This is a genomic window from Cupriavidus sp. 21MJTG02-4, assembly GCF_057798975.1.
On record NZ_JBYOJP010000025.1, the window covers coordinates 1 to 15,844 of the forward strand.

Genomic DNA, 15,844 nt, shown 5'->3' on the forward strand with positions numbered 1-15,844 from the left:
CAAAAACTTGAGCAGGTTTAGTGAGGCGCGCTGCTCGCGATAGTTTCCGGACAAGAGGTGATGAACTTCATCGACCACCAGCATGCGCGCCGAAACTTTCCGCAGCAACTCGCGACTCAGATGCTCGAGTACGTTTAGCCTCGCTGATGCGTTGAACGGCGCTCCGAGCTCAAACAGCAGCGAAGTGTAGAAACGGATCTGGTCAGGCGTGGGTGGCATCTGCATAGACACCACCTTCCGGCGCTCCACGCCCGCCATTTCGTCGTATTCCAGAGGATGGCGCCGTTCAAATTTCGCGATGACCTGGGTCTTCCCAATGTTCGATTCGCCGTACAAGAGAACGCACGGCATACGCTGCCGTGGAGGAAGCTTCACCAACCGGTCCAAAAGCTCGAATGCCTGGGTTGCGCGGGGATAGTCGATCCATCGATCGCGAGCCAAGGCGAGAATGCGAACTTTGTCGTCGCTCTTGGCTAAAGAACGAACCTCCGGCAGAAGGTGTGTCAAGGAAGCACCCATTGCCTGTTCACAGTTGCTCTACGTGATAAATTGGCGCCGGCTTGCTGTAGTCGACGTCCGGCGTGGGCGATGACGCATCGGGGGATTTCGTCTGCTGACTGGACCGCCCGCTCGCCGGGAAAGGTGAAGTCTCCCCTGCCCTTCCGCGTCTGTCTGCAGATCTCCGCTTCGTTGTCGCCCCCTCTATGATGCTGCGTTGCGCGGCTATCGCGTTGAATATCGCAGATTCCGTGACGTGGGATTCCCCCTGCGACCGGAGATACTTCAGTGCTGCCTTTTGCTCCCACAGGGAGATGCGGCTACGCCGCAAGTCGGCAAAGTTTGCCTCAACGTATTCCTTGCCGTCGGCACTGACGAAGATTCTCGACAGGTCCTCTGGATGGTATCGCACCACGACGCGACGTTTAGCTGCCCGCCAGGCGGTGAAGATTGGATGCCAATAGTGCAGATAGAACAGCGTCAAGCCGTCAGCCTGGATGGTGCGACCGCTCATCGGCAGGAACTGAATGAGGAAGCGAAGTTCTTCGGCAGCCGAGTCAGGGAGAAGCCGGGGCTTGGATGCTTCAGACAACGCCAACCATGCGGAGTATGGTGTCGCGCCACCGAGGCCTCGATGGGCGCTGTGGTGGTAGGTCTGTCCGATTTCATACATCAACCATCGCTCGAACTCTGGGAGGGTTAATGCGGCCTCCGCTTCTGGCTTGCGAGCTTTTCGTCCTTTCGTCGACGATCCAGTCGAGCCTGGCAGACTGTGCACCTTCTCCATCATGGTACGGTTCAGTCTTTCTATATGTCCCCCGAAGTAGGGTCGGCCTGGTGGGCGATACATTAGCTCGATTCCGTACTGAACGCAGCCCGCTCGCAGTGCCTTACTTTTGAACTCGGCAGCGTTGTCCAGATGCAAGACCTTCGGCACGCCATGCATCGGCCAATCTACCGTGACGTCCCGGCTCGCCAGCCACGGCGCCTTGGGCAGGACCATCCGCGTGAGAAGCAGAGCCACAGTTGCCGCGTTGGGGCGGTCGAAGCCGACATAGATTGCCACGACCGACCGTGTGGCGACGTCGATTGCCAAAGTCAGCCATGGTCTGCCGATCGTGCGGCGAAAGACCTCATCGACCAGCATGACGTCGGCAAGTGTGTGGTCGATCTGCACAATATCCAAAGGGTGCCGTGCCACAAAGTGGCCCGGCGCTGGGCCCGAAAGCTTCATGCTTTCTTTGTCACGGTATTCCACCCACCGACGGGATATCGTTGCGCGCGATGGTGGCGTGGCCCTTGCCGCGTTGCACCGCATGCGGATCTCTCGGCAAATGGCATGGAGGGGATGCGCTAGATGCTTCTGCCGCGGAAGCCAATCGGATAGGACGTCCTGGACGATTGCCTCTAGTTGATCCGATAACAGGTGTCGACCTCGGGGTGGTCCGGGTCGGCACCGGACCAGTGACGCAGTCACCGGATCTTCCAGATAGCGTCGGCGCAGCCGGTAAACTGAAGAACGGTGTACGCCTAATAGCTGCGCTGCACGCAGTGCCTGCTTGCGCGTGAGCGGCGCCTCGCCAAGCGGGCGGAAGATTTTCGCCGCTTTCTGTTCGCGTGTGTCGGGCTCCTCTTTCATCGAAGGCCCCGGAGGATTTTTCCTCGTCTTACATTAGGCGATTTTGGCCGCTTCGACGTAGTCTTATAACCCTGAGACAGGACGTCGCTTTGAAGCAACTGTCGAAAAGTGCACTTGCGCGCGGAATAGCTATACGAATCAGAGGATAGCGCCCGTGTAGCCTGTCGCGCATACGTGAGCACTGGTCCCACTATCCTCGATCCTCAACACCGGCGGAGGTCACCAAAATGTCGATGCCGCCGAGTCCTGCCACCGGTTCATCCACCGCGCGTGCAGCCTCGGCGACCTTGGTCAGATCGGCTGGTACCGCGACCACGTCCTTGGCAAATTCGCCCTGTGGCCTTCGGCCTGCTTGGCGCAGGCCTTCGTCAAGGTTTCGGCGCTGCGCGAAACGATGGCCACGCGCGCGCCCTCGCTGATGCCGCAACTGCCGCCGGTGATGAATACCCGTTGATTGCGGAGTTCGATATCCGAACTGCTCTTGAAGGGTGCCTCCTTTCAAAGACAGGGCTGATCCGGCGCAAGACAATCCGCCCCGATCAGCAGAAACTCCCGCCCTCGTCTCAGCCACATTGAATTCGTTGTGACGGGAAGGATTGGTTATGCACGACATCCCTCGCCAGGAAACGCATCGCACGCTTATGATTTTGGGAATACATACGGATCCTTGGCTTACAATATGCCTGATTCATTGTGGAGACCATGGATGCCGACCCAACCTTCTCAAACGCGACGCAAGCCAGGCCCATCCCGCGTAGCAACTGAGCGACGACGCGATCTCATCGAAGCGGCAATCCGAGACATCGCACGTAATGGCTACGCAGCTGTGACAGTCGAGTCGATTTGCGCTGAGGCCGGTTTTTCGCGGGGTCTTATTGGCCACTATTTTTCGAGTAAGGAGGACCTCCTACTTGAAGCCGTAAAGGAAGTCGCTGTGGAGTTGGGGAGTGCGATCCGCAATGCAGCAAATGCCGCAAAGCCTGATCCCGCGCAAATGCTGCACGCGCTGATTCACGCTAGCTTCACACCACCCGGCCTCACAGATGAAAAGATTGCCGTTTGGGTAGCACTCGCAACGTCGGCGCGCTGGTCTGAGCGACTGGCGGCCATTTACCGCCAGATTTGGATCGACTATCGCAGCGGCGTAAGTCGATTATTCTCCCGCGCGGCCCAAGCGCGGGGAATTGCGATCAATGCACCGGATGTCGCCTTAGCCTTCTCTCAACTAGTAGAAGGCCTGTGGGTCGGCATAGCAGCAGATTGCACCAGCATTAACTCGCGCCAAGCAGAGTTATGCTGTCACAACTACGTCGATCTAATTTTGCACGAAAGCAAAAAGAGGAGCAGCGTCGCAGCTCAAGCTCATCCCAGAGCCACAGTGTAGGCCACTACAAAACATCCTTCTCATTTTCCTTTCCGAAGATGGCGTCAAGATAAGTCGCACAGGCTGCTTCTGCGCGCTGCCGGCTGATCTCCGCGGAATCGGCGGCCCATCCGACCCATAGTCCCTCCAGTAGATTTGTGAAAGTTATTGCCGCAAGTGTTGAATCGAGGTCGATGGCGCGCTCTTTCGCCGCTCGCTCAAAAAGTCGCGCTAGCGCTTGACGGTAGCCTCCCCATAACTCTCGATAGAGGGTAGAGAGTTCTGGCGACCACCGTGCGTTGCCAGCGAGTGCGACCCACACGCATGCGTTTCTTTCAGTCAGTGCCGGGGTACTAAAACTCGCGTGAACCGTTGCATACAAACGCTTCACAGCATCGTCGCCAGCAGCTGAAGATGCCGCGCGAGTGGCCGCAGCAATTTCAGCGGCGACGTACTTGACCGCCTCAAGCAATAGTGCGTCCTTACCCTTGAAGTAGTGCCGGATCATGCCACGTGACATACCAGCTACCTCGCAGATCGTGCCGACAGTTACTTCGTTATAGCCGATTTCAGAGATCGACTGAATGGCAGCGTTGATCAGTTCGCGCTTGCGCAATTCCGAATTTCTCTGCCGTATGTTTTCGCCGGATTTGACTGCCATGACTAAAGATCCGCGACCTCGCGGCCTATTCATCGAATAATCAATACTATCACATGGGTCGACGGCTTCACGACCACTCGAGTCAGCGCCGCTCGCATTTCCGCTCGTAACGCGCGGTTCGCTGCCCGCCGCCGAGAATCCCGACGGCACCCAGTCGCGCTACCCCAAAAAATGGACTCAACGAGGAATTCCGGGGCCGCCCGCCCGGATTTTGAGGAAGAAGTATTCCTCATCGCGTAGCCGTAAAGCATGGCGCTTGATGACCTTGATTGCCTTGTTGATTCCCTCGACCACGCTCGTATTCAACGGGTGCCGGCAGCGGGCAACGATGCCGTGCCAGTAGGCGTTCAGGCGCTGGGCGATCAGTTCGGCTGGAATGCGGCTTTGCCGTGCCTGTGTGCACCGCTGCTTCCAGGCTTTCTGCGCCCATCCCGGTCGGCGGTAGATCCACAACCGCTTGGGTTCGTCTCGCAGGATGTAGACGGTCATCAACGGCTGATTGGTGTGCAGCACCTCATCCTGTTGCACCGCCTGAGGCGTGCTCAAATTCAGCCGGTTCCGCAGCAGTAGCCAGCGCTTGGACTTGAGCACCCGGCTGGCTGTGAGGTCGTGCCACAGGCAGTTGGCTTGATCGACGCGAACCCGGTCGATGACCTCGCGCCCGCGCCTAGCCACGTCGTGGAACAGCTAGTAGACCACCTCGGCTTGCGGGCAATGTTCCCGAATCCCCAGCTCGTATGCGGTCGTCATGTCGATGGTGACTGCCTGGATGCGTTTGGCCGCGTCTGGTTTTGCCAGGCAACGGATTGCGGACCAGTCCGGCTCGAGCACCGTCTCGCCCTTGTCGATGGGGAGAAAACCCATCGACGTAAAATTCGAATGCGAATCTGTCCGATGAAACGGGGTAACCCCAATCTGACAAAACGCGGCGCGTTCATATAAGAACCAAAAAACGCCCTAGTACTACAGCCGTAGATTGCAAAGGGACTGGAGACACCCGCGCCTTCTATAGTGGCAGAGCTGAGCACGAAGCTGATGCCTACGCCGCCATGCTGACCAGTCCAAGATATGCTGAATCGAATGGACACCATGCCATAGCAGTCTTGACAGCAGACGGCGCAACTCGGGCACGCTCAGCGGGATCATGTCCTCAGGAGTTTTTTTTGACCTTGGTCCGAAGCACCACAAGAACCGCGTGAGCCAGCAGCGATAGGGTGATGTGTCTATACCATCCGTGCCATTTACGCACTTCATAGTGGTCCAGGCCGCATTCCCCCTTGGCGGCCTCGAATCCGATTTCTATTTCCCATCGTCGGCCCGCAACCTGAACCAAAGTCTGCCGCGTTGCCTTTCGGCGCGGGGCATACACGACGTAATAGGCGTGCTCAGGCGTTTCGTCAAGCGAACGCCGAACCAATAGGTAATGGCCCCAGCGCTTTTCCTCGGCGGTCATCTGCAAGCGCCACAAGGGTACAAGTGCCCAGTCATACAAGCGCTCACCTTTGGCCCCTTGACCTGCAGACAATCGCTTCCAGGCTCGGGGCGGCTGCGCCTGAGCAATGGCGTCGGCACGTACGTACGTGGGCCCTTGCCACCAAAGCGGTTCATCTTTTGCCACCGCAAGTACAAACGCCTGATCACGGGATTCCAGCCATACCCGCAGGCGACGATCTCCCCCGTAGACAGCGTCCCCGGTCACCCAACTACACGGCAGGCCAGCATCCAAGGCACGTTCGATCATGCGCCGTGCAATTTGCGGCTTGGTTGCAAACTCAACCGATGCCGGAATTCCTGCGGCCCGCCTGCGTGCTGAATCCTCTGCCCATTCCTGAGGAAGATACAACTCCCGGTCGATAAACGCCGAGCCTCCATGACCCGCGTAATTCAGGAATACCCCAATCTGACTGTTCTCAATTCGGCCGGCAGTGCCGCTGTACTGTCGCTTCACCCCGGCCGAATGCTGCCCCTTCTTGATAAAGCCGGTTTCATCAACGATCAACACGGCGTCTCGATCGCCAATATGCTCAATTACATATTCACGTAGAACCTCTCTGGCTTCATCGGCATCCCATTGAGCCCGCTCAAGCAGATGCTGCACGCCATCTGGCGTCGCTTCTCCAATGAACTCCGCCAACTGCCACCCATTCTTTCGTTCCACGCTGCTCAGCAACCCCTTCAGATACGCCAACGATCGCGCTCTTGGTTCTGGCCGCTTGAATAGGGTTTCGAGTCGACTGTGGGCACTCTCCAATTCTCGCTGCCACTGCCTTGCCTTCGAAGCCATCTCGTCTATGAATTATTTTTGGTGACGAAATTCTACCTTAAGGAACTACGGCTGTAGTACTAGGGCTTGTTTACATTTGAGCAGATGTGTTTACATCTTGCCTTTTGTGCGAGCGAGGCAAGATGGTCCGGACGCTGTTGAGCGACGATGTATGGAACAAGATCAAGGACATCCTGCCTGGCAAGGAAGGCGATCGCGGAAGAACGGCTGCCGACAATCGCTGGTTTTTCGAAGCGGTGCTATGGATCGGCCGCACGGGCAGTCCATGGCGCGATCTTCCCGCGGAGTTCGGCCGCTGGCACACCGTGTACATGCGCTTCGCGCGATGGCGGCGCAATGGCGTCTGGCAGCGAGTCGCACACGCGGTGGCCGGCGAGGGGGAGATCGAACACATCTTGATCGATTCGACCATCGTGAGAGCGCACCAACATTCGGCGGGCGCGTTAAAAAAAGTGGCCCGCAAGCGATCGGACGTTCGCGCGGCGGACTGAGTACCAAGCTGCATCTGGCGATCGACGCCATTGGCCGGCCGCTGCGGCTGATTCTCACCGAAGGTCAGGCTGCTGACATCACGTGTGCAACTGAGTTGATCGAGGGCCTGCGCGCACAAGTAGTCATCGCGGACAAGGGCTACGACGCCAACGCCTTCGTGCAGGCGATTCGAGCCGCAGGGGCCAAGGCAGTCATTCCGCCACGCTCGAACCGGATCAGCAAGCGACGCTACAGCCGGGCCCTGTATCGCACTCGCAATCTGGTCGAACGCTTTTTCAACCGCATCAAGCATTTTCGCCGTGTCTCCACTCGGTATGACAAGCGAGCTGACAGCTATCTCGTCTTCGCATCGCTTGCCTGTGCCTTCGGACCATTAGTTCAATTGTGAACAGACCCTAGGCAAAACCGCCGCACGACCCTTCAGTCGTGCGGCCAGCATCCGAAACCCTCCCAAAACTCAATGCTTGGTAGTAGCTCCTGCTGATCCAATGCCGGTCATCGACCGGATGAATTGCCCTGTGAAGAGTAGCTGCTCGCGCTTCGCCTGCGCTGAAGAATCCAGAACTGAGCACAACCAGGCGCTCGCGAAAGCTAGTGTCATGGAGAACAGAGCTGGATTCGAGTAGGGAAAGATAGGGCTTCCATGCTTAAGAATCCCCACCCAGACCGTAGGTCCGAGTACTAGAAGGACAACCGCCGACATTAAGCCGCAGAGGGATCCCGCAACGGCACCACGTGTCGTGAGCCCCTTCCAAAACATAGAAAGGAACAATACCGGGAAGTTAGCCGAGGCCGCGATTGCTAGGACGAGACCGGACAGGAACGCGATATTTTGGTTCTCGAAGATTAGGCCAAGCAGAATGGCTAGCACACCAATCACGAGAGTGGCGATACGCGACACGCGAATTTCCTGTGTTCCTGTTGCCTTACCTTGGCGCAGTACGACCGCATAGAGGTCATGTGAGACTGCCGACGCACCGGACAGAGCAAGTCCCGCCACGACAGCGAGGACGGTCGCAAACGCCACTGCCGAGATGAAGCCGAGGAACAGGTTTCCACCCACCGCGCCTGCCAAGTGGACCATCACCATGTTGCTGCCACCAATGATCTTGCTACCATCGTGGAAATCTGCATTGGTGCCCACGATGACAATTGCTCCGAAGCCCAGTATTAGGATCAGCAGGTAAAAGTAGCCAATAAAGCCCGTCGCGTAGACGACGGATTTCCGTGCCTCTTTCGCGTCAGCAACGGTGAAGAAGCGCATGAGAATGTGCGGCAGTCCGGCCGTTCCGAACATCATGCCGACACCAAGCGACACAGCATCGACGGGATTTGACACTAGCCCGCCGGGTGACATGATGGACTTACCTTTCGCATGCACGTTGACGGCGCTGGCGAATAGGACTTCCAGATCGAAGCCAAAATGCGCAAGCACCATGACCGCCATGAACGTTGCGCCAGCAAGGAGTAGGACGGCCTTGATGATTTGCACCCAAGTGGTGGCGAGCATTCCACCAAACGTCACATAGAGCACCATAAGGCACCCCACCACCATAACCGCAGAGAAATAGCTCGTGCCGAAAAGGAGTTGGATCAGTTTGCCAGCACCCACCATCTGTGCGACGAGATACATGATCGCGACCGTCAGTGTGCCGCATGCCGCAACAATACGGACCGGCCTTTGCGAGAGGCGGTAGGAGACGACATCTGCAAACGTGTACTTACCTAGGTTGCGCAAGCGTTCAGCGATCAGAAAAAGTATGACCGGCCAGCCCGCAACAATCCCGAGCGCGTACATCATTCCATCGTAGCCCAGGTCAAAAATGACAGCGGAAATACCGAGGAAGGAAGCTGCGGAAACCATGTCCCCCGCAATCGCGAGACCATTCTGGAATCCGGTCAAGCCTCCCCCTGCCGCGTAGAAGTCCGACGCCGAACGAGTTCGCTTTGCCGCCCAAGCCGTGATACACAGCGTGAGCAGCACGAACGCGACGAACATTGTGATCGCTACTACATTGAGCGGGCGGGCCGTCACCGGGCCTTGAAGAGTGCCAGCCGCGAACGCAGGATGCGTCGTTGTCGCAACAAACGCGCCTAGAAAGATTGGAGCTATTTTCATGCGTGACACACCTTCAGCTTTTCGATGATCGCCTCAATATCACCATTTGCCTTGCACACGTAGACAGCTGTCAGTACGAAGGAAAGCACGATGAAGCCAACTGCCACAGGAATGCCGACCGTGATCGTGCTTGCTCCGATGGGAAGCGCGAGAGTCCCGGGGGAAAAAGCAAGGAACAGGATGAAGGCGAAGTATGCTGTGAGCACTACCGCGGTCAGAGACCATGCGAGGCGGGTCTTCTTCTGGACCAACCTTCTAAAGTCCGGGTGGAGCCATACTGCCTCCAGTTTCTGCTCGTCCATGGATTGTCTCCTAGAGAGGACGGAAGTTACAATAAAGTAACAATTTTAGATCGAAGTGGTTCTGCGGATTACCGGTAATAATCGATCACTGCACGCTTCTGTATTTTTCCAGTAGATCCTTTTGGAATTTCGTTCCAGATCTCCACGGTTTTCGGAATCTTAAAATTCGCAATTTTTCCCGCGCAAAAATCTCGAATTTCTTCAGGCGTAAGATGGTGACCGGGACGCAGAGCAACGACCGCGTGAATCCTCTCTCCCCACTTCTCATCGGGCAAGCCGACAACGCAAACTTCGCTAATAGCATCGTGTTCGGCGATCACATTCTCGATCTCCGTAGGAAAGACGTTGTACCCGCCAGTCTTGATCCGAAACTTGGCGCGGTCGCTCAGATAGAGGAAGCCATCGTCGTCCTGACGAGCCATATCGCCGGTGCACAACCAACCGTCCTTGACTGCTTCGGCGTACTTGTCCGGAGCCTTCCAGTATCCGGGGGTTACGAATTCTGTGCGCAGTAGTAGCTCGCCAACATCGCCCAGCGCGACGTCCTGCATGTTTTCATCAACAACACGCACATCAACATATGGCAGAGCCCTCCCTGCCGACGACAGCCATTCAGGATGTTCGCTCATCCCGCGACGATGCTCGGACGGATAAAGCATCATCGACATGCCCATCAGCTCGGTGGTACCGTACATTTGTAGAAGATCTCCGCCAAGCACTTTGGCAGCTTCGCGTACCATTGCCGGTGGGAGTGGCGATGCGCCATAGCCCCACTGCCGCATCGAGGTAAGGTTATAGCGTGGCGCAAGCCCCGACGTGACTAGCGACGCCAGCATGGTCGGTACGAGCACCGTGATTGTCGTCTTTTCGCGTTCAATTAGCGACAAGGCTGCCTCCGGATCCCAATCGCCAAGTATGACCGTCTTGGAGCCATGCACAAGGTTACGTACCATATGCATAATCGGCACCCCGCTAGCGGGCATTGCGTGCAACCAAACGTCATCGTGATTTGCGCCCTCGGCAAGCGCTACAGCTTGGATCGAGCGCAGCATCGCCTCATGCCGGTAGATAGCGCCCTTTGGCAAGCCGGTCGATCCCGTTGTGTAGCAGATCATGAGATCATCGCTCGGCGTTTGAAGCAAGGGCTCAGTCCTATCGAATCTTGCAATCTGCTCAAAGTAGTCGAGCTCGAAGCCGTGACCGTCTTGCATTCCGATCACAGCCGGCCGACGCTCCGTTTCTCGGAAAGCGTCGTTGATCAATGCCGCATAACGCGAATGAACGAAGAGAATTGACGGTTCCGAGTCTTCAATGAGTTGAGCGATCTCCCGCGGCGCAAGCCTTCCATTTAATCCAACGCGCACAGCGCCGATCTTTGCGCATGCGATGAAAACCTCGGCAACTTCGACGCAATCGGGCGAGACGATGCCGACCCTATCGCCAGGCGATACCCCAAGTTCACGCATGCAAGAACCGAGTGCGTCAGTGCTGTAATCAAATTGGCGCCACGTGACGCTACGTCGGCTATCTGCGTAAGCTGGTGCGGTTCCTCGCGAGCGAGCATGGCGATTTACAACCTGTCCAAACGTATTCATGGACGTCTTCCTTCTGTAATTGTCTTACCCGATTTCTAGTATGCTGCGCCGTCTTCTGCTTCAGAACCTTGATGTTCAAGAACGGCGCAGGTAACGCTTTAGCGGTCGCCGACCTTGGAGATAACCGCATCAGCGAATGCCTGTAGCGCACCACGCTCCAGGTCGTCGCCGAAGTAGTTAATGTGATGCCAGACAAAGAACTCGTCTACTCCATACTTCTCGTGCAAGCCCATGACTTCGTCGAGCACCTTCTGCGGCGAACCAGCCCACAACCGGCCCATCGGCACATGATACGGCGGCGCATCGTACGCATAATTGAACAGTTCGTCGAAGCCCTCGCGCAGCATGCGCTCCTCTGCCTCATTGCGCCCCATTAGCAGGTGCCCGCCGATAGCCAGCACGTCGCTCGGCTTACTGTCCCGCCCTGCTTCGTGCGCTGCCTTCAGGCATGCGTCGAGCACAATCGGCATGAACTCTTCCTTGTCCGGATGCACGAAAGAGACCATCTTCGCGCCTTCCGCTCCCCAAAAGCGTGCGGTCTCAACGGAGTAGCTGAACGGGGCATATACCGGAGGATGTGGGGTCTGTAGCGGACGGGGGGTAATGCCGACCTTACGCAGAATGCCGTTTTCGTCGACCGCGTCACCGCCCCAATCCTTGGTCGGATTGAACTCCCAGGGTACCGGCTTCGGCACCTTCCAGAACTCTCCGTCAAACGAAGTAAGATCGTCCGTCCATAGCGACTTCACGAGTTTCCAGTTTTCATACAGCGCACGACGGTTGCGCTGGTCGGCTTCCGAGCGATCCGATTCGGCCGACAGGATATTCAGATGCTGGCCCATCGTCGCCGTCCAACGTGCGGTGTTGCCGCGGGAAAATCCGGCAAATGCGCGGCCCCCTGTCATTTGATCAAGCATTGCAATGTCTTCGGCGACCTTGATGGGATTCATAGCCGTGAGGTTCATCCCAAGCTGACCGACTCGCATCTTCTTTGTGTGCTGAGCCACGTACAGATTCCACATGAGGGGATTGGTTGTCGCCTCCACACCCTCAACCTGCATGTGATGTTCCGTCATGCAGAAGCCGTCGTATCCGAGCGACTCGGCAAATACCATTTGATCCCGAACCTTATCCATCATCTGCTGGAAGCGAGCCGGATCGCGGCCCGCCAGAGCAACAGTTTCGCCCCGCTGGCGCATGAAAGGAATGACGAGCAAAGTGAATTTCATTGTGATCTCCGTTTAAACATTTGTGTAGTGGATCGCCCCATTACCTTTTCAATCGATTGACTTCGATATTCTTTCTCATAGCGTCGCTTCTGAGCCGAGAATTGTCGTGCACTGATGCGACAATGTGCCACCATTGCCGTGCGCGACAGCCAGATTTGTATTACTAATCTGGCGCCCATCCGCGTCACCGCGGATTTGTCTCGCAGCCTCCACCAGACAGAAGAGCCCATACATGCCGGGGTGAACACAAGACAATCCTCCACCGTTCGTGTTGACCGGCAGTTCGCCGCCTGGCCCGATACGTCCGTTTGCGACAAACGCGCCCCCTTCGCCCTTTTTGCAGAAGCCAAGGTCTTCGAGGAATAGCAGCGTGTTGATCGTGAATGCGTCGTATAGCTCTACTACGTCAATGTCACTCGCTGTGACGCCAGCCATAGCGTAGGCTCGCGCACCGCTTTCTGCTGCGGCGGTCACAGTCAAGTCTGGCATCTGCGAAATCTCGCGATGCCAGTGAGCACCGGCAATCCCAAGCACGTATGCCGGTTTCTGCCGAAGACCACGAGCTCGCGCGGCCGACGTTAGAATCAGGGCGGCCCCGCCGTCAGACACCAGACAGCAATCATATCGGCTCAGAGGATCGCACAGTGTTGGAGCACTGACCACGGTTTCAATCGATAACTCGGCGCGCATCGTCGCTTCGGGATTGCGCTGTGCCCAGCGTCGTGCCGCCACGGCGACTTCTGCGAGCTGCTCACGCGTCGTCCCGTACTGATACATGTGCCTGGCGGCCGCCATCGCGTAACCGGCCATGGGTACCGGCAGGTCATACAGTGCTTCGAAACGCGGTGTCTCGATCAAGCCATTGAGATCGCCGCTCGACCGAGCGTTGCTGCCATACGCGATTAGCACAGTTTCGCAAAGCCCCGCTTCGATTGCTAATGCAGCTTGCAGAACGTGCGACATGAAGGACGAGCCTCCCACCGAATCTGCGCTAGACCACTTTGGCCGAATGCCCAAATACTCGGCAACGGAAAGTGACGGCAGGAAGTGATACAGTGTGCTCGCACATACGCCGTCGATATCGCTAAGGGTGAGTCCAGCATCTTTCAACGCAGCGGAAGTTGCCTCAGCCATCAATTCCATCGGGTTCCAGCCGGGAACTTTGCCGAGCCGCGAAGTACCAACGCCCGCGATCGCTGTTTTTCCTCGCAATGATTTAGTCATGCCACGTTCTCCTTCTCAGCGAGAACATGAAAAACCACGGCGGGCGTTCCCGCGTCCACTGAAGACCAGTTATTCGGCATGATGCTCGCTTTGACTCGCATACCGATCTTCGCGCATTGCGCGTCGTCATCCACGATGCGAGACAGCATGCGCGGCCCTTCAGCGAGATCGATCAGCGCCATCATGTAGTTGCCTCCACGCTCGGGCGGACGAAATACACGAGTGCAGGAATAGATCACGCCGTCTCCCGACGCCTCAATCCAATCGAAGTCATCGATGTGACCTTCGACGTGAAGCACACGCGGGTAGAACAAGCACTTTCCCGTCTGCCTATGGCGTTGCAGCATGAATCTGCCCTGCTGGAGGTACGCCACAAAGCGCCCCTCGGGTCCGAGATTAGTATCCATAGTCTCTTGTAATAACATTGCCTTTGAATCTACGACGCCTTTTCATCGTGCGATGGATTTTCCAATCTCCTTGCTCAACGGCGTTCCCTTTAAATGAAATTCGCGGAAGCCGTAGAGCAATGGATTCCCGTCGGACAGGAGCCGGAGATCGCTTACTTCTCCGATGAAGACGGTATGCGACGCCACGTCGATTTCCTGGATCACGCGGCACGATACGTTTGCCAGTGCGTCGGCTAGCCATGGCAGGTCATCACACTCGCGCCAATGGCCACCATCAAGAAATTTCTGTTCCGCTTCCTCCACACTTTTCGCCGAACGTGAGAACACTTTAGCGACATCAAGCTGTTCGTCGGAAAGCATATTTACCGAGAACGCCTTACTCGCCCTGATGAGTTCACATGCGCGTGCGTTACGGTTGATAGAGATCAGCATAGATGGTGGCGAGTCGCTAAGCGAACAAACTGCTGTAGCTGCGAGCCCAGCCCTGACGCCGTTGTGCTGCGATGTCACAATCGTGACAGTAGTCATGTGTCGCTGAAAGCATGCACGGAACTCGTCTTGCATGCTGCTTTTCCCTTGGTACTCGTTACTCATCTTAAGTCTCCTTCACACCTGCTGCTACTTCCTAAGGCCCCATCTCAGAGTGCCGGCCATGTCCTGGTACGCCCTGTAATTCGTTCGTGTAACCACGCGAGTTGCAAAACACCAAGATCGTCATATCGACGTCCAACAATTTGCATACCGACTGGCAAGCCATCCGCTGTTCTTCCGCACGGCACAGAAATCGCGGGCTGCTCCGTAAGATTGAACAAGAATGTGTTGCACCACGGATCAAAAATCCTTGTTTCGTCCGGTGCCGCAAGCTCGGCCGAAAATGGGCCGGTAGGAAACGTTGGAAGAATCACAAAATCAAAACCGTGAATTAGCTCCATCGCTTTCTCGCGCAACGTCAGCAGAGCTTGCATCGCGTCCATCACCGATTCCGCTGACTGGCTCTTTGTCGCCCGAGTCCAGCGGTACAGCAGTTGGGACTTTTGCTGGCGCTCCGAATCGGCCTTGTTCAACTCCGAAAAGCAGCGTGCCCGATAGAAGTCTTCGGCTGCGTCAAGCAGCTGCGATGGAAAGGTAACCCTACCCTCTTCGACCGAAACGCCTGCCTGTTCTAGTCGCTTTGCCGCCTGGGTAACGCACTCAATCACGTTCGCGTCTGGCGTCAAGCCGAATCCAAGTTCGCGAATTAATCTTACGCGTGGTCTTTTCGGAAGCTCGTGTAGTCTCGTCGAGTATGGACTCTTCGCCGGAGGCAACGCTGTGAAATCGCGAGTATCAGGGCGCGCCACACAATCGAGCATCAACGCGACATCCTCGGTGTTTCGCGCCATCGGCCCGACGGCGAGCGCCGGGCTGACTGGTGGATAGAATGGCACCCGCCCATACGACGGCTTCAAGCCAACCAGTCCACAAAACGAAGCTGGTATGCGGATCGAACCGACAATGTCGGTGCCAAGCGCTATGGGATGAAAGCCCGCCGCGACAGCTGCGCCTGCGCCTGAACTCGACGCGCCCGCCGACTTTGACAAATTCCACGGATTGCGCGTCACCCCAAAGCGGGAACTCACACTGCCAGCGATAATTCCGTAGTCGCACATCGCATTCTTGCCTAGCAGTACCACGCCGCTTTCTCGTAGGCGCGCTACCGCTGGCGCGTCGAAGCTTGCGACAACTCCTTCGTCCTGTGTCACCGCCGAGCCCCGATAGCTCGGCATACCTTCGGTAAGAAGTGCATCCTTGACTGTGGTAGGCACTCCGTCGAGCGCACTCAGAGGGGCACCGCGCATCCAGCGCGCCTCTGACGCCTGAGCGGCTTCAAGCGCAGGTTCCGGTTCAAGCCAGTACACCGCATTAACACGCGGATTCAAATCCTCGATTCGTCTGAGGAGGTGGCGCGTTACTTCGACCGGCGAGAGGGTCTTCGCGCCGTAGGCACGAACCAGCTCAGCGGCTGAGCAATAGGCGAGGTCGTCATTCATA

General features: G+C 56.9%; 14 protein-coding genes and 3 pseudogenes. 2 read left to right on the plus strand and 15 right to left on the minus strand.

Features of this window, described 5'->3' with window-relative positions:
* The 4 genes and pseudogenes from AC3FKH_RS31480 to AC3FKH_RS31495 form a co-directional block, all read right to left on the minus strand.
* A partial coding sequence (locus AC3FKH_RS31480) for a TniB family NTP-binding protein (protein WP_488677745.1) occupies window positions 1–519 on the minus strand: 519 nt, incomplete at its 3' end.
* Window positions 520–526: 7 nt separating this feature from the next.
* Complete coding sequence (locus AC3FKH_RS31485) at window positions 527–1,756, minus strand: transposase (protein ID WP_488677934.1); 1,230 nt, start codon at window positions 1,754–1,756, stop codon at window positions 527–529.
* Window positions 1,757–1,912: 156 nt separating this feature from the next.
* A pseudogene (locus AC3FKH_RS31490) lies at window positions 1,913–2,137 on the minus strand (helix-turn-helix domain-containing protein); the annotation flags it as partial.
* 190 nt (window positions 2,138–2,327) lie between these two features.
* On the minus strand, window positions 2,328–2,639 hold the full coding sequence (locus tag AC3FKH_RS31495; RefSeq protein ID WP_488677746.1) for a hypothetical protein: 312 nt from the start codon (window positions 2,637–2,639) through the stop codon (window positions 2,328–2,330).
* Between the two features lie 204 nt (window positions 2,640–2,843).
* Here AC3FKH_RS31495 and AC3FKH_RS31500 point away from each other — a divergent pair, with 204 nt between their 5' ends.
* On the plus strand, window positions 2,844–3,521 hold the full coding sequence (locus AC3FKH_RS31500) for a TetR family transcriptional regulator (protein ID WP_488677747.1): 678 nt from the start codon (window positions 2,844–2,846) through the stop codon (window positions 3,519–3,521).
* Window positions 3,522–3,525: 4 nt separating this feature from the next.
* On the opposite strand, the gene AC3FKH_RS31505 is transcribed toward AC3FKH_RS31500, so the two are convergent.
* From AC3FKH_RS31505 to AC3FKH_RS31515, 3 genes and pseudogenes are all read right to left on the minus strand, one after another.
* The gene (locus tag AC3FKH_RS31505) at window positions 3,526–4,161 is read right to left on the minus strand and encodes a TetR family transcriptional regulator C-terminal domain-containing protein (protein WP_488677748.1); all 636 of its coding nucleotides are present in this window, start codon (window positions 4,159–4,161) and stop codon (window positions 3,526–3,528) included.
* 177 nt (window positions 4,162–4,338) lie between these two features.
* Window positions 4,339–4,941, minus strand: a pseudogene (locus AC3FKH_RS31510) (ISL3 family transposase); the annotation flags it as partial.
* A gap of 370 nt (window positions 4,942–5,311) precedes the next feature.
* On the minus strand, window positions 5,312–6,445 hold the full coding sequence (locus tag AC3FKH_RS31515; RefSeq protein WP_488677749.1) for an IS701 family transposase: 1,134 nt from the start codon (window positions 6,443–6,445) through the stop codon (window positions 5,312–5,314).
* A gap of 122 nt (window positions 6,446–6,567) precedes the next feature.
* Here AC3FKH_RS31515 and AC3FKH_RS31520 point away from each other — a divergent pair.
* Window positions 6,568–7,325, plus strand: a pseudogene (locus AC3FKH_RS31520) (IS5 family transposase).
* A 69-nt stretch (window positions 7,326–7,394) separates the two neighbouring features.
* On the opposite strand, the gene AC3FKH_RS31525 reads toward AC3FKH_RS31520, so the two are convergent.
* The 8 genes from AC3FKH_RS31525 to AC3FKH_RS31560 all read right to left on the minus strand — a co-directional run bounded on the left by AC3FKH_RS31525 (window position 7,395) and on the right by AC3FKH_RS31560 (window position 15,843).
* Window positions 7,395–9,056 carry a cation acetate symporter gene (locus AC3FKH_RS31525; RefSeq protein WP_488677750.1) on the minus strand — a complete coding sequence of 554 codons (1,662 nt, stop codon included), beginning with the start codon at window positions 9,054–9,056 and terminating at the stop codon, window positions 7,395–7,397.
* On the minus strand, window positions 9,053–9,358 hold the full coding sequence (locus AC3FKH_RS31530) for a DUF485 domain-containing protein (RefSeq protein ID WP_488677751.1): 306 nt from the start codon (window positions 9,356–9,358) through the stop codon (window positions 9,053–9,055). The genes AC3FKH_RS31525 and AC3FKH_RS31530 overlap by 4 nt, the downstream gene beginning before the upstream one ends.
* Window positions 9,359–9,426: 68 nt before the next feature.
* Window positions 9,427–10,953, minus strand: a complete 1,527-nt coding sequence (locus AC3FKH_RS31535) for a class I adenylate-forming enzyme family protein (protein WP_488677752.1) — start codon at window positions 10,951–10,953, stop codon at window positions 9,427–9,429.
* Window positions 10,954–11,051: 98 nt separating this feature from the next.
* Entirely contained in the window at window positions 11,052–12,182 is a 1,131-nt protein-coding gene (locus AC3FKH_RS31540; RefSeq protein ID WP_488677753.1) for an LLM class flavin-dependent oxidoreductase, read from the minus strand.
* 75 nt (window positions 12,183–12,257) lie between these two features.
* The gene (locus AC3FKH_RS31545; protein ID WP_488677754.1) at window positions 12,258–13,406 is read right to left on the minus strand and encodes an acetyl-CoA acetyltransferase; all 1,149 of its coding nucleotides are present in this window, start codon (window positions 13,404–13,406) and stop codon (window positions 12,258–12,260) included.
* Window positions 13,403–13,813 carry a Zn-ribbon domain-containing OB-fold protein gene (locus AC3FKH_RS31550; RefSeq protein WP_488677756.1) on the minus strand — a complete coding sequence of 137 codons (411 nt, stop codon included), beginning with the start codon at window positions 13,811–13,813 and terminating at the stop codon, window positions 13,403–13,405. The genes AC3FKH_RS31545 and AC3FKH_RS31550 overlap by 4 nt, the downstream gene beginning before the upstream one ends.
* Before the next feature lie 42 nt (window positions 13,814–13,855).
* Window positions 13,856–14,407 (minus strand): flavin reductase family protein, encoded by a 552-nt coding sequence (locus AC3FKH_RS31555; RefSeq protein WP_488677757.1) that lies wholly within the window; start codon window positions 14,405–14,407, stop codon window positions 13,856–13,858.
* Window positions 14,408–14,451: 44 nt separating this feature from the next.
* The gene (locus AC3FKH_RS31560) at window positions 14,452–15,843 is read right to left on the minus strand and encodes an amidase (RefSeq protein WP_488677758.1); all 1,392 of its coding nucleotides are present in this window, start codon (window positions 15,841–15,843) and stop codon (window positions 14,452–14,454) included.
* Window position 15,844 lies beyond the last annotated feature (1 nt).

What these genes read in the sequence shown, in the direction of transcription:
- AC3FKH_RS31500 (WP_488677747.1), top strand. Translation starts at nt 2,844, where the DNA reads ATGCCGACCCAACCTTCTCAAACGCGACGCAAGCCAGGCCCATCCCGC.
- AC3FKH_RS31505 (WP_488677748.1), bottom strand. Translation starts at nt 4,161, where the DNA reads ATGGCAGTCAAATCCGGCGAAAACATACGGCAGAGAAATTCGGAATTG.
- AC3FKH_RS31515 (WP_488677749.1), bottom strand. Translation starts at nt 6,445, where the DNA reads ATGGCTTCGAAGGCAAGGCAGTGGCAGCGAGAATTGGAGAGTGCCCAC.
- AC3FKH_RS31525 (WP_488677750.1), bottom strand. Translation starts at nt 9,056, where the DNA reads ATGAAAATAGCTCCAATCTTTCTAGGCGCGTTTGTTGCGACAACGACG.
- AC3FKH_RS31530 (WP_488677751.1), bottom strand. Translation starts at nt 9,358, where the DNA reads ATGGACGAGCAGAAACTGGAGGCAGTATGGCTCCACCCGGACTTTAGA.
- AC3FKH_RS31535 (WP_488677752.1), bottom strand. Translation starts at nt 10,953, where the DNA reads ATGAATACGTTTGGACAGGTTGTAAATCGCCATGCTCGCTCGCGAGGA.
- AC3FKH_RS31540 (WP_488677753.1), bottom strand. Translation starts at nt 12,182, where the DNA reads ATGAAATTCACTTTGCTCGTCATTCCTTTCATGCGCCAGCGGGGCGAA.
- AC3FKH_RS31545 (WP_488677754.1), bottom strand. Translation starts at nt 13,406, where the DNA reads ATGACTAAATCATTGCGAGGAAAAACAGCGATCGCGGGCGTTGGTACT.
- AC3FKH_RS31550 (WP_488677756.1), bottom strand. Translation starts at nt 13,813, where the DNA reads ATGGATACTAATCTCGGACCCGAGGGGCGCTTTGTGGCGTACCTCCAG.
- AC3FKH_RS31555 (WP_488677757.1), bottom strand. Translation starts at nt 14,407, where the DNA reads ATGAGTAACGAGTACCAAGGGAAAAGCAGCATGCAAGACGAGTTCCGT.
- AC3FKH_RS31560 (WP_488677758.1), bottom strand. Translation starts at nt 15,843, where the DNA reads ATGAATGACGACCTCGCCTATTGCTCAGCCGCTGAGCTGGTTCGTGCC.